Annotated in this window: 12 protein-coding genes; 6 read left to right on the forward strand and 6 right to left on the reverse strand. The window is 40.5% G+C overall.

What is annotated here, in order from left to right; genetic code table 11:
• Nucleotides 1-141: 141 nt before the first annotated feature.
• Nucleotides 142-1662 (forward strand): CYTH and CHAD domain-containing protein, encoded by a 1521-nt coding sequence (locus PSM_RS04090; RefSeq protein ID WP_016899360.1) that lies wholly within the window; start codon nt 142-144, stop codon nt 1660-1662.
• A complete protein-coding gene (locus PSM_RS04095) occupies nt 1662-2339 on the forward strand; it encodes an START domain-containing protein (protein WP_013464331.1) in 678 nt (225 codons plus the stop codon). The genes PSM_RS04090 and PSM_RS04095 overlap by 1 nt, the downstream gene beginning before the upstream one ends.
• A 69-nt stretch (nt 2340-2408) precedes the next feature.
• Here the strand turns inward: PSM_RS04095 and PSM_RS04100 are convergent, their stop codons facing one another.
• Entirely contained in the window at nt 2409-3926 is a 1518-nt protein-coding gene (locus PSM_RS04100) for a S10 family peptidase (RefSeq protein ID WP_013464332.1), read from the reverse strand.
• 351 nt (nt 3927-4277) lie between these two features.
• On the opposite strand from PSM_RS04100, the gene PSM_RS04105 reads away from it, so the two are divergent.
• From PSM_RS04105 to mrcB, 3 genes are all read left to right on the forward strand, one after another.
• Nucleotides 4278-4616, forward strand: coding sequence for a P-II family nitrogen regulator (locus tag PSM_RS04105; protein WP_010391070.1), 339 nt, complete (start codon nt 4278-4280; stop codon nt 4614-4616).
• 9 nt (nt 4617-4625) lie between these two features.
• Complete coding sequence (locus tag PSM_RS04110; protein WP_013464333.1) at nt 4626-5855, forward strand: ammonium transporter; 1230 nt, start codon at nt 4626-4628, stop codon at nt 5853-5855.
• A gap of 138 nt (nt 5856-5993) precedes the next feature.
• Nucleotides 5994-8327: a penicillin-binding protein 1B gene (gene mrcB, locus PSM_RS04115; protein ID WP_013464334.1), complete on the forward strand. Its 2334-nt coding sequence runs from the start codon at nt 5994-5996 to the stop codon at nt 8325-8327.
• A gap of 64 nt (nt 8328-8391) precedes the next feature.
• Here the strand turns inward: mrcB and hemL are convergent, their stop codons facing one another.
• From hemL to PSM_RS04135, 4 genes are all read right to left on the reverse strand, one after another.
• On the reverse strand, nt 8392-9672 hold the full coding sequence (hemL, locus tag PSM_RS04120) for a glutamate-1-semialdehyde 2,1-aminomutase (protein WP_013464335.1): 1281 nt from the start codon (nt 9670-9672) through the stop codon (nt 8392-8394).
• Nucleotides 9673-9709: 37 nt separating this feature from the next.
• The gene (locus PSM_RS04125; RefSeq protein ID WP_013464336.1) at nt 9710-10726 is read right to left on the reverse strand and encodes an aspartate carbamoyltransferase; all 1017 of its coding nucleotides are present in this window, start codon (nt 10724-10726) and stop codon (nt 9710-9712) included.
• Between the two features lie 111 nt (nt 10727-10837).
• Nucleotides 10838-11272: a CopD family protein gene (locus tag PSM_RS04130; protein WP_010391077.1), complete on the reverse strand. Its 435-nt coding sequence runs from the start codon at nt 11270-11272 to the stop codon at nt 10838-10840.
• Nucleotides 11273-11288: 16 nt separating this feature from the next.
• Nucleotides 11289-12971 (reverse strand): chloride channel protein, encoded by a 1683-nt coding sequence (locus tag PSM_RS04135; protein ID WP_013464337.1) that lies wholly within the window; start codon nt 12969-12971, stop codon nt 11289-11291.
• Between the two features lie 238 nt (nt 12972-13209).
• Here PSM_RS04135 and erpA point away from each other — a divergent pair, with 238 nt between their 5' ends.
• Complete coding sequence (erpA, locus tag PSM_RS04140) at nt 13210-13548, forward strand: iron-sulfur cluster insertion protein ErpA (protein WP_002958911.1); 339 nt, start codon at nt 13210-13212, stop codon at nt 13546-13548.
• Between the two features lie 58 nt (nt 13549-13606).
• Here the strand turns inward: erpA and PSM_RS04145 are convergent, their stop codons facing one another.
• Nucleotides 13607-13795: a hypothetical protein gene (locus tag PSM_RS04145; protein ID WP_013464338.1), complete on the reverse strand. Its 189-nt coding sequence runs from the start codon at nt 13793-13795 to the stop codon at nt 13607-13609.
• Nucleotides 13796-14136: the final 341 nt, after the last annotated feature.

The raw sequence follows: 14136 nt of genomic DNA on the forward strand, positions 1-14136 counted from the left end.
ATGGATTTAATAGTTTAATAGCAAGATAGATATTGTAACCAAAGCATTTTGCTTGCGTGTTTATGACTAAAAAATTTGCAATATAGGTCTGCTTTGTTTATTTTGAGCACTTATTAATTTTAAGGGTAATCCGCAAGCCTAATGGATACTGAGATAGAACTGAAGTTTTTGGTATCAGATGACGTCATTCCACTGATCCCCTCGTTAATTACTCAATTTGCAAAAACAGTCACAAACAAGCCTTCTAAAAGTTTGCAAAATGCTTATTTTGATACGCCAAGCAGAGAGCTGAGAGCACTCGATATTGGTTTTAGAACGCGTTGTACAGACGAGCGCTGTGAGCAAACAATTAAGCTTGCAGGAGACGTGGTGGGTGGATTACATCAACGTCTAGAATATAACCTTCCCATAGAAACACATCGACCTAATTTAATGGCGTTTGATTCATCAATTTGGCCACACGGCATGCAAATTGATGTTATATCACAAAACCTCTACCCTATATTTAGTACTAATTTTATCCGCCGTACGTGGTTAATTGAAACGCAAAATGGTGCCAAAATTGAAGTGGTATTAGATAAAGGTGAAGTGGCCGCCTCGGGTAAAGTGGAGATTATTAGCGAGCTTGAAATAGAGCTCGTCGAAGGTAGCCGGGATGAGCTATTTGCTTTAGCAGATAAATTAATAAGCCAAAACAGTGTGCGCTTGGGGCTTTATTCAAAAGCAGCAAGAGGCTACCGCCTAGCGGATAACACACCGTTACAACCGAGTAAATCTATCGGTTTTGTTAAACTTACTAAGCAAGCCACTCAAGAGCAAGCACTTATTGAAGCCATGGGCTTTGGTATTCGCTTTGTGCAAAAACATGAGCAATGCTATTTTGATAAGCCAAGTTTAAAAACATTAAAACGTGTGACCGACGGTATTAGTTTAATTCGTCATAACTTTTGGTTATTTGATGATATTGTCAGTAAAGACAGCACCGAGCACCTCAGAACGGAGCTAAAGTGGTTATTGAGTGAATTAGCATGGGTTGAAAATGCCATTCAGTTAAAAACTTACACTTCTAAGCGCCATGCTTTTTATAAAAAAATAAACAGTGCGCCCGCCTTAGCTCAAGTTATTAACGATTTAAAAGAGTTACAACCGAGTATTGATGATATTTTTGCGCTTTTTCATAGTGCGCGCTACAACCGTTTATTGCTGAGCTTAACAACATGGCTGATAAATAAGCAGTGGCGTAAAGACTGGAGCCAAGCAGAGCTACAAAACGCTGAGCAGCCCGTTATTGATATTGCTCATCGTTTATTTGATAAAGATTGGAAAAATTTACACCGCTTATTGCCTAAAGAGCAAAGTTTAGCGGGCAATGATTATTTAAATTTTCGTACTCAGTTAGAAAATAGCTTACTCAGTGGTAACTGTTTAGGTGCACTATTTAATAAAGATGAACGATTAGAATTTAGGCTTCCTTGGCTCGATATTTCTCATGGCATGTATGAGCTAAGCACGCTTGATTATTTAAAACAGCTGTGTGGCGGGCAAGAAGATGCTCAACTAGCAAAAATACAACTATGGTTGGAACAAAAGTCTGACTTTTTAGTCAGTGCCATGGAGCAAAGTCGACACGCTTCATTTGATACAGAACCGTATTGGCTTTGATGGCTAAGCACTTTTGCACGCTTAACTTGTTGCAAAAGTGCATTATTCTATCGCTTTTGTGTTTTGTTACAAATGTGTATTCACAGCCCTCTTGGCAGCTTTACGAGAGTAAACAGGGGGTGAGTGTTTATTTTCAGCGTTTGAGCGATGATACCTTGAAAATGAAAGCTGAAACGGTGGTTAAGAATACCACAGCAGAAGATTTAATCGCCTTACTCAGTGATACCGATGCTGCTCCCCGCTGGATAGAAAATATTGCTAAAGTAAAATTACTGAAATATTTAAGCCCCTCAGAAAACCTTGTTTACAGCTTTATTGACTCCCCTTGGCCCGTTGCAAATAGAGATTTAGTCACGTATTCGTGCTATACAAAACGCAGCGCGTTGCAAACTCAACTTAGTATTCATGCCCGTCCTGATTTTTTACCTCAAACTAAAGGGGTGGTAAGAATAAGCACATTAGATGCGACGTGGTTACTGACTCAGCAAGCGAATAACTTGCATATTGACTATCAGGTTTATGCGTTACCAGGCGGAAGTATACCCAATTGGCTAAATAACCGAGTCGCTCTCAAAAGCACCTTTAACACGCTAATAAATCTAGCTGAAATACTCACGACAAAGCAGTACACAGCAAAGCCAACCGTCATTCGCACCGGTAGTTGCACGCATAGCTAATGACCTCAGTTATATACAAAAAAAGTGACCTGAGTGGTCACTTTTTTAATTGTTATAAGCGCATTATCGTTAGTATTTAGCGGATTGACCGTCTTTAGGAATAGACTGTTTTATAAACTCGCGTAAATCGTTGTTAGAGCTTTCTAAATCTGCATGACGTAGGTACATCATATGACCACTACGGTAGCCTTTAAAGCTTAATCTATTTTGCATTTTGCCACTTGGATCTAGTTGCCACATTGTGTATTTAGCATCAAAGTAGTTTGTTGCGCCATCAAAATAGCCAGCTTGAACCATCACATTTAAATACGGATTTTGAGCCATAGCTAAACGCAAGTTTTCACCTGTATTGTTTCCGCTTCTATCCCATGGGTGAACGTTACCAAATAAGTTATATTTGATATCGGTTTTGTAATTAAGCTCTTCACGCAGGTAGTAGTTAATTGCAGGGGTAAAAGAGTGCAGCCACGATGTAAGCTCTGCCCAGTAATCTGGTGATTCACCGGCATCGCGTTTATCAATTCCTAAATAACGAGAATCCAGACGACCAACCATTTTTCCGCGTTCACGTAATAGCTCTTTCCAAAAAAATTGTGTCGGGATGTCTAAGTTATTTTGGCTAACAAATGTTTCAGATAGACCTGCATATTCGGCCATTTTTTTAATAATACGACGTTTTTCATCTGGGGCAATAAACCCGCCTTTTGCAAGCGCTGGAATAAGCTCATCAACAGTAAACTGTTCAACTTCTGGTAATAGCTCGTCTAAGTCTTTTGCTTGTAAATCGGCGTTTAGTGCTTTGTGATACCACGCTGTAGCTGCAAAGTAAGGTAGGCGATTAGCAGCTTTTACAGGGCCATCGCGCTTAATGCCAATATCGGTAGGTGAAACGAGTACAACACCGTTAATGTACATCCACTGACTATTTTGTAGCTCATGCGCTAAGCCTGATACACGCGTTGTACCATAGCTTTCACCAATTAAAAATTTTGGAGAGCGCCAGCGTTCATTTCGAGATACAAAAGTATTAAGCCATTCTGCTAGGTATTTTATATCGGCATTCACACCAAAAAATAACTCTTTTTGTTTATCCTTTGGTAGAAGGTTACCATCTTTATCTTCAACGACACGCGAATAACCCGTGTTTACAGGGTTTACGTAAACGATGTCGGCTACGTCTAAAACCGAATAAGGGTTATCTTTAACACCGTAAGGTTGAATAGGGTAGCCTTCGTCGTCAATTTTTAAAACGCGTGGGCCGGTGTATGCTAAATGCATCCAAACTGACGCTGAGCCTGGGCCACCATTGAATGAAATAAGTAATGGGCGCTTTGTTCTATCATCGACCTTATCGCGCGTGTAGTAAGTGTATTGAAGGGTTGCGATGGCGTCTCCCTTGTCATCCCATACCGGTTGTGTGCCAGTTGCTACTGTGTAAGAAAATCGTTCATTATTTATTTTTGCTTTGTGCTGGGTAACCACTTTACTGTCAATATCAATACGACGTTGATTATCGGCAAACGAGGCGCTACTTAGGGTGAGCGTAATAGCGGCAATGGGTAAAAATAGACTTCGACTAAATTTCATAAGTGACCCTTTTTATTTTATGTACTGCAGTTATAGCGATATTTGAGTAAAAAACAAAAGTATTGAGACTAGCTGCCGATAATAATCGTTGAGTTAGCGAGTAACCACCTCTGTTAAGAATAAACTTTGTTTAATAGTTAGACTTTTTTTAAACGCCTTCTTTGTATTTCATTGATATCGCACCAATGCAGTATTTTGCATAAAAAAAGCGCACCTAAATGGTGCGCTTTTTTGTTTTATATATTATTTATTTTTTTAAGTTTATGTTTTTATTATTAATTTAAAAATGGCACAAAGGTTGGATTGTATAGAGGAAATACAATAACAAGCTAGCGTCCTAAGGGGGCCTTTGTGAAAATGATCAGTGCAATAATAAAGCCATTCAAACTAGATGATGTGCGTGAAGCACTCGCTGATTTAGGCATCGAAGGAATGACAGTGGTTGACGTTAAGGGATTTGGACGTCAAAGAGGGCATACTGAGTTATACCGTGGTGCTGAATATCAGGTTGACTTTATACCTAAAATTAAACTTGAAATTGCTACTCGTAGTGAAAATTGCCAACGCGTTGTAGAAACCATTACCAAAGTCGCTGGAACGGGCAAAATTGGTGACGGCAAAATTTTTGTTTACGACCTAGACCAAATCGTCCGTATTCGTACTGGCGAGCTTGATGATGATGCAATTTAAGGGGGCAACATGGAAAATACAATTATAGAGCTGAAGTTTTCGCTCGATACGTTTTACTTTTTAATGTCTGGCATCTTAGTCATGTGGATGGCAGCCGGTTTTGCAATGTTAGAAGCGGGTTTAGTTCGCTCTAAAAATACCACAGAAATTCTAACTAAAAATATCGCGCTTTATTCTATCGCGTGTACTATGTTTTTGTTGATAGGCTACAACATTATGTACGTAGATAATGTTGAAGGCGGCGTTATTCCTTCGTTTGGTGGGCTAATAGGTAGCCAAGCGGCAGATGCTAATCATTCATTAGAGTCTGACTTTTTCTTCCAAGTAGTGTTTGTTGCAACGGCCATGTCTATTGTATCTGGCGCCGTAGCAGAGCGAATGAAGTTATGGGCTTTCTTAGTGTTTACAGTAGTACTTACAGGATTAATTTACCCAATTGAAGGTTACTGGACATGGGGTGGCGGCTTCTTATCTGAATTAGGCTTTGTTGATTTTGCAGGCTCTGCAATTGTCCATGCAACGGGTGCGGCTGCAGCGCTTGCGGGTGTAATACTACTGGGTGCACGTAAAGGTAAATATGGTAAAAATGGTGAAATTTACCCAATTCCAGGTTCAAACTTGCCACTTGCTACATTGGGTACGTTTATTTTATGGATGGGTTGGTTTGGCTTTAACGGTGGATCACAGTTATTAATTTCGGATAAAGAAAACGCAACTGCGGTAGGTCAAATATTACTTAATACCAATGCTGCTGCAGCTATGGGGGCAATTTCAGCCTTGTTCTTATGTAAACTTTTATGGGGCAAAGCCGATTTAACCATGGTACTTAATGGTGCACTTGCAGGCTTAGTGGTTATTACTGCAGACCCATTATCACCATCACCACTAATGGCGTGTTTATTTGGCTTACTAGGTGGCTCATTAGTGATACTTAGTATTGTCGCACTGGACAAAGCGAAGATAGATGATCCCGTGGGTGCTATTTCTGTTCATGGTGTGTGTGGCATCCTAGGTATCGTGCTAGTACCGGTTACTAATGCTGAGGCCAGCATTGTTAATCAGTTGATTGGCCTACTATGTATTATTAGTTTTGTGTTTATTGCTTCATTCATTGTATGGGCAATCCTCAAGCAAACTATGGGTATTCGTGTTACCGAAGAAGAAGAGTTAAACGGTATGGATCAACACGATTGTGGTATTGATGCTTATCCAGAGTTTGTATCAGTTAGAAGTAATTAATTAAAAGTATTGTGTGTTCAATCAAAGCCCTACTCTGTTAGGGCTTTTTTGATTTCAGGGGAGGTTAATTTTTCAGGTGCTAAGGTAATGTGATAAGCTCCTCGCGTTAAATTAACCTTCGGAATATATTACACTTAAATGGCTGAAAAAAAGAAAACATCGACCAGTAAACCCTCGACTAAGCGCGCTACTAAGTCAACGAAATCATCGGCGCGAAAAAGTGCGACCAAAAAAACTTCAAGCACCGCAAAACGGCCACTTTTTAAAACGTTGTTTTCTATTTTTTGGAAACTGAGTCTGGCGACTTTTATCGCCATTGCACTTTATTTTATTTACCTTGATGCAAAAATAACTCGCCAGTTTGAAGGCAATAAATGGCAACTTCCGGCACAAGTATATGCCCGCTCAATGACTTTTTTTCCAGGCCAGTTTTTATCAGAGCAAGAGGTTTTATGGGAGCTTAAGCGCTTAAACTACACGCCAGTTAATCGCTTAAGTCGGACTGGGCAGTATATTAAAACAGCCAATAGTATTAAGATTTTTCGCCGTGACTTTGAATTTTATGATGGTTTAGAGAGCGCTCATGTTATTGAATTGCGCTTCTCTGGAGAGAAGGTAGCCAGTATTAAAGATAAGTTTGGACGTCGTTTAAACACTGCCAGATTAGAGCCTGTACAAATAGCCCGTATTGGTAATGACTCAAAACAAGATAGAGAGTTTGTACCATTAGATAAATTTCCTGACATGCTTAAAAATACCTTATTAGTAGTTGAAGACCGCGATTTTTATGATCATCACGGTGTATCGGTATTTTCAATTTTACGCGCTTTGTATACCAATATTCGCGCAGGCCGCACCGTGCAAGGGGGGAGTACATTAACCCAGCAGCTGGCTAAAAATATTTACCTTACCCGTGAGCGTTCGTTAGTACGTAAAATTAATGAAGCCTTTATTGCGCTTATTCTTGATTACCGTTACTCAAAAGATCAGATTCTCGAAGCCTATTTAAACGAAGTGTACTTAGGTCAGTCATACAACCAAGGGGTACATGGAATGGGGCTGGCCGCCGAGTTTTACTTTGCCAAACCTGTTGATGAACTCGAGTACGACCAAATTGCCTTGCTGGTGGCTATGGTTAAAGGCCCATCTTATTACAATCCTAGACGTTACAAAGAACGTGCTATGGAGCGTCGTGACCTAGTGCTGCGTTTAATGGTCGATAACAAACTTATTTCTACTAAAGAGTATAGAGCCTCGTTAAAGCGCGCAATTGATATTGCACCAATGAAAGCCAGCTTGCAAAAGTCTTATCCAGGTTACTTAGAGTTGGTTAATCGCGAGCTTAAACAGCTGCTACCTGATCAAGAAGTGTTAGATGCAGGTGTGCGCGTATTTACCTACTTCGACTTGCAAAAACAAACCGCGATGGAAGAGTCGATTCAGGCCAGTTTACCTTATTTAGAAAGACGTCCAAATACCAAAGAGTTAGAAGCGGCGATGATCTCCGTTAATGTTGAAAAAGCCGGTGTATCAGCGTTAGTCTCTGGACGCGATGTGCGCTACTCAGGATTTAACCGCGTGCTCGATACCAAACGAAATATTGGCTCATTAGTTAAACCTGCAGTGTATTTAAGTGCACTGCAGCTTCCTCATTATAACTTAGCGACGTTACTTGATGACTCGCCTGTTCAAGTCACCAACGAGGAGGGTAACGTATGGCAGCCAGAAAACTTTGATCATCAATACCGTGGTGCCATGCCTCTTTATAAAGCATTTAGCCACAGTATTAATATACCGGCAGTTAACTTAGGGCTTGATGTAGGCGTCGATAAAGTGGCTAACACGCTCAGGGGCTTAGGAGCTAAAGGCTATATTAATGAATACCCATCGCTGCTATTAGGGGCTATTGAAATGTCGAGCTTTGAAGTGGCACAGCTTTATACCACGATTGCAGCAGACGGTGAATACAGAGAGCTGACGTCTATTTCTGCGTTAACCGACTCTGTTGGTAAAGTACTTTATAAGCACAAAGTAATTAACGAGCAACGCTTTGATAAAGATGCCATGTACATGACCAAATATGCTATGAAGCGAGTAACTAAAGATGGCACCGCTAAGCGCTTAAACTTACATTTTCCGTCGATTCAGTTGGCAGGTAAAACAGGTACCAGTAATGAATTACGCGACAGCTGGTTTGCTGGATTTGATCAAAATACAGTGACGGTTGCATGGATAGGCCGTGACGATAATAAAAGCACCGGCTTAACCGGCAGTGTTGGCGCGCTTGAAACCTATATTCGTTATTTAAAACCGCTAAACCCCCAAGCAATTGCCGATACCCGTCCGCCTTCAATTAGGTGGGCATTTGTAAACGAGCAAACTGGGAAGCAAGCACCACCGGGCTGTGGCAAAGTGATTCAGCTACCGCTTAGAGCCAGTGAGTTTAAACCAAGACCAGAATGTATTCGTTAAATAGTAAAAACAAAAAAGCCCGAAAGGGCTTTTTTTATGGGTAAGCGATCTTATGAGCTAAACGTTATAGTTTGGCAAAAGCGCGCTCTGCTGCTTCAATCGTTGCTTGAACTTCTTGCTCTGTGTGCGCAGCACAAACAAAACCCGCCTCAAACGCTGAAGGCGCTAAATAAACCCCTTCTTCAAGCATTAAGTGGAAGAACTTTTTAAAGCGCTCTAAATCACATTCAGTAGCTTGTTGGTAAGTAGTTACTTTTTCTGCATCGGTGAAGAAAAAGCCATACATACCGCCAGCGTAGTTAGTCGTTAAGGCAATACCTGCTTTTTTAGCTGCGGCTTCAAAGCCTTCACAAATCGCCTTACTAATGGCTTCTAACTTATCATGCACGCCAGGAGCGCTTAGCAGTTCAAGTGATTTTAAGCCTGCTGCCATCGCAATTGGGTTACCTGAAAGTGTACCCGCTTGATAAACAGGGCCTACAGGGGCTATGTAATCCATTATTTCTGTTTTACCACCAAATGCGCCAACTGGCATGCCACCACCAATTACTTTACCTAAACAGGTTAGGTCTGGCTTGATGTTGTAATAAGCTTGAGCGCCACCAAGGGCGACACGAAAACCTGTCATTACTTCATCAAAAATAAGCACGGATTGGTATTGATCACATACTTCACGCAGACCTTCTAAAAAGCCGGGCACTGGTGGAATACAGTTCATGTTACCGGCAACTGGTTCAACAATAATACACGCAATTTCATCGGCGTACTTGGCAAAAATCGCTTTCACTTCTTCAATATTGTTAAACGAAACGGTGAGTGTGTGCTTAGCTAAATCTTCAGGAATACCTGGAGAGTTAGGTACACCCATAGTTAATGCGCCAGAGCCGGCTTTTACTAGTAATGAGTCTGCATGGCCGTGGTAACACCCTTCAAATTTTAAGATTTTGTCACGACCAGTAAAACCACGGGCTAAACGAATTGCACTCATTGTTGCTTCAGTACCAGAGCTCACCATGCGTACTTTTTCGATTGATGGTACTAGCTCTTTTACTTTTTCAGCCATTAAAATTTCAGCTTCAGTAGGCGCTCCGTAGCTTAAACCATTTTCTACCGCGTCATGCACTGCTTGTTTAATTTCAGGGTGATTGTGGCCCATAATCATTGGACCCCAAGAGCCTACATAATCGATGTAACGGTTGCCATCAGCATCAAATGTAAACGCGCCCTGTGCTTTAGTAATAAACAGCGGAGTACCACCTACACCATTAAATGCACGCACTGGCGAATTTACTCCACCAGGAATAGAGTCTTGAGCTCGTTTAAATAAGTCTTGGCTAATTGTCATGAAAAATCCTATTGTTTTATCACTTTAAAATTAAAGCTTAGCTGTCGCGTTTGCGGCTAAACCAAGGAACGCTTACTTCATACTGCTCGACTTTGTTTTCTACGCCGAGGGTTAAAGCAAACAGTGCCATACGAATGAGTACGCCATTTTGTACTTGGCGGAATATCGCTAGATTGTCGTTAGCATTTAAGTCGTTATCAAGTTCGTTTGCCTCTAGGCGACTATCGCGAGGAAGCGGGTGCATTAATACTGAATTAGGTTTGCAATGAGTATTATAAATAGACTGGCTAATTCTAAATCCACCACGATACTTATTAGCTTCTTCTTGTGATGGAAAACGCTCTTCTTGGATTCGTGTTTGATAAACGATATCGGCTGCTAAGTTACCTTCCATTTTATCTACCAGTTCAATTTTATGACCGGCATTTTCAACCGCAGATAAAATTGAGTCAGGCATTTGCAAGCCATTAGGGGCAACCATCGAAAACTTAATGTCTTTGTAATGGCACAGTAACTTAGAGAGTGAGTGAACAGTACGGCCATATTTTAAATCGCCGACTAGCGCAATATGCATACCATCGATATTTTGATCGAAGCGGTTAAGTTCACGCTCAATAGTTAATAAATCAAGCAATGCTTGGGTAGGGTGCTCATTGGGTCCGTCACCACCGTTTATTACTGGTACGCTGCAACCTGTTGCAAATTCAGCTACCGAGCCTGAGTCAGGATGGCGCATAGCAACAGCATCAGCATAAGCTGAAATAACTCGTGCGGTGTCATAAAGTGATTCGCCCTTAGCAAGCGCAGAGCTTTGCATGCCGGTGGTTTCACGAACTAGTCCACCGAGTAAGTTAAACGCAGTGCCAAAACTAACACGAGTACGTGTACTGGGTTCAAAAAACAGATTTGCTAAAATAGCGCCTTCAAGCACGTTGGTCCGCTTTTGTTTTTTAGCGTATGGCTCCATTTTTTTTGCCACAGCAAATATGCGTTCAATACAGTCTCGGTCGAGTTGATTAACAGAGAGTATATTTTCACCTTGGAAACTGAACATGGGGTTATTCCTAGTTATTCAAAAAGGCGCGATAATCCACAAAGGAGCACGCAATCGCGCGTATTATACAAACTTAGTATGCGACTTGGCAGCGTAATTTATAAGCCTTTGCTAAAAGCTTGGCTTAATAATCGCCAAAGCGACAATAACGAGTAGCGCTAAAACAGGTAGCTCGTTGAAAATGCGATAAAACCGATCGCTTTTGGTATTTCTATCGTGTTTAAAATCAGCTAACAATTTGAAACAGTAGCCATGATAAATATATAAAATAATCACCAGCACGAGTTTGTAATGCAGCCACATGCTGTAACGAAACCATTCTCGGCCGTATTCAACAATAGTCAATACGCCAAATACTGCGGTAAGCACCGCAAAGGGTGTAACAAAATAAAGTAGCCGACGTTCCATTACTTTTAGCATTGAGTTACACGATTTTTCTTCACTCATAGCGTGATAAACAAAAAGTCGAGGTAGGTAAAAAATACCGGCAAACCAAGCAATCATAAAAAATACGTGCAAGGTTTTGTAGATTAATAATGCGCTCATATTGTTCTCATTATTGTTAAAGTAAACTGTTACGTATGGTTAAAATATGGTGGATTTGATCCCACCTTAGTAATCCCATAATTTGTTGATTATCTAATAAGTTATATACATAAAGTGCACCACTGCGTTTATCATTCAGAATTTCAAATGCATCTGCAAGGGTGGCTTGGCTGCTAATACCTTGTAAGCTAATGTATTTTATATTGACCGCCTGATCAGACATTAAACTTAAGTCATATTCAGCTAGGCGATAACCATTTTCTTCATCAAATACAATTAATGGTGTTTGACTGTCCATGGCATCTAGACTGTTTTTTATTTGCTCTTTATCGTCGGAGTAGAGCAGTTTAAAGTCTTCATCCATGTCATCCATCACTCCTACTTTCTGTAAGGCTTCAGTGGCGGGAGAGACATGATAGGGAAGCCCTTGAAAGTCTAATTGCTGTAAAAATATGGAGCGGTTACCAAATACCTGTAAAGCTGTAACGTAGGCGGTAGTAATGACGATCATCGCTGGCACAATAATTTCCGGTGACGAGGTCAGCTCCATTACGGTGGTCAGTGCCGCTAAGGGGGAGTGTAGTGTGGCCGCTAATAATCCTGCCATGCCCAGCACCCCGTAAGTGCCGGCTATATCGGTGCCGGGGCTAATAAATTGAGCAAAAAATGCCATTAAAGTACCGGTTAAAACGCCCAGCCCAATAACCGGACCTATCAACCCACCAGGAATACCTAAGCCAATAGCAAATAAGGTGGCTAATAACTTAGCAATTAAAATAGTGGTGAGTAGTTGAATATTTTCAGGTGACTCAACCGCAATAGTGATAGCGCTCATACCCGAGCCCATTGCTTGTGGAACTGCATAGGCAATTAAGCTGGCAATACACCCTGCAATCATTAAACGTGGAAACATACTAAGTGGTTTAAAGGTTTTAATAATTAACATTAAATTCTGATTAAAAGCATAAGCCACCGCGCCTAATCCCATGCCGCATAAAATTAAATAGGGGTAGTGCCACCCACTTAAAGGGGCAATGGTTATTAGCGCAAGTTCTGAGCCTTCACCAAATACAAACTGTGTTGCTAATGCGCCGGTAACGGCTGCAAGCATAATCGGCACAAAAATATGCACTTTGTATTCTCTGAGCACCACTTCCATTACAAAAATAACCGCAGCCAGGGGGGTGTTGAACGATGCAGCAATGCCCGCGGCAACACCACAACCACTGAGGGTACGCATAGCGTTGTGGGGTAAGTGTAGTTTATTTGCTAATATGCTTGCCCCCGCTGCTCCCATATGAACTGAGGGGCCTTCGCGGCCAACAGAAAAACCGCTGATCAGTGCCAGCGCGCCGCCTACAAACTGGTTAACCGTATTATAAAGTGGCATTTGCCCGTAATGACGTTTTATTCTGTGTATTACAAAAGGGATACCCAAGCGGTAATGTTTAAAGCCGGTAAAAGCCGCAAATGTGGCTATCAGAAGTGCAGCAACTAAAGGCATTAATACCCGTTCTAGGGTAGGGAGAGTAGTAAAGTCGTCAGGGGTTTCTAAAAATAAGCTTTGAAAAAATAAAATGGTTAGGCGAAACAGTATAATGAAAAATGCAGCAATTAATCCGGCACTTACGCCCAATAAGCATAACTGTACGGATGTTTTTGGTTTTGCTAATCGACGTCTCAGTCGCTCAAGCCACATGCTTTATTTCCCCGTAGCATTTTTAGGCGTCAAGTTTATCAAAATAGTCTAGGGAAGTCCTTGAGATTTTTAACAACCGATTAATTTAAATTAAATTTATAGTATATTGATTCACAGAACAGATTAAACGCGCATTGTTTTAATTAAAGCTTATAAACGCGAGCTTACTATACTTGATTAAAACACTCAGGTATTAGATAATCTGGTGCATTAGTATAAAGGTATTGAGGGTTATAAAATGTCTGAAGAATTACCCATTAAGTTTAGCGACGCAGCCGCTGTGCGAGTTAAACAGTTAATCGACGAAGAAGAAAACCCAGATCTAAAACTGCGTGTTTATGTCACAGGCGGTGGTTGTTCAGGTTTTCAATACGGTTTTACTTTTGATGAAAAAGCGAATCCTGGCGATTTAGAGATTGTTAAAAACGGGGTTACCTTAGTCATTGACCCAATGAGTATCCAGTATTTAGTTGACGGTGAAGTAGACTACACCGAAGGGTTAGAAGGGGCACGCTTTTTTGTCTCTAACCCTAATGCCACAACAACGTGTGGCTGTGGCGCTAGTTTTAGCGTGTAAAGATACCGTTATTTGAAAAAAAAACCGCTTAATTAGCGGTTTTTTTATGTGTTTAAAATCATAACTCAGTTGGTCTGTATTCTGTTATTTGCATTATTAACACAAAAAAACCAAGTACGAATGCAGAGAAAGCTAAAATATAGATAAAGCCTTTTTTACCCTGTTTGATTGGAATTGCATAATGGCGTAAAAAAAAGTACCAGCCCAAGCATAAAATAATAGGCAGTAAAAAAAGTAGTCTAAACATGATTTAGCCTTTTTAAACAAATAATAAGTTAATAATAAACGGCTTATATTTAAATGAAACAAAAAAGTTATAAAATATTTAACCTTATTCAGAGTTAGTAAATATTTGTTGTTAAACTTTAATCGCATAATTACTAATTAATCATTCAGATCAACGGTGAATGGTATATAATGTATCCAAGAGTGAAACGGGCAAGGTTTCATTTTTCACAATAATAAAGTGTTAATACATATTTGAGCGTTTTTATTGGTTGAATTGTAAGCGTTTACACTGCGCTTTAGTGAGTGTTTGTAGGTTTACAGTGTTGGCGATTTAAGCACTTAGCTATATGTATATTTAAA

Origin of the sequence: Pseudoalteromonas sp. SM9913 (assembly GCF_000184065.1) — a bacterium.
GTDB lineage: Bacteria > Pseudomonadota > Gammaproteobacteria > Enterobacterales > Alteromonadaceae > Pseudoalteromonas > Pseudoalteromonas tetraodonis.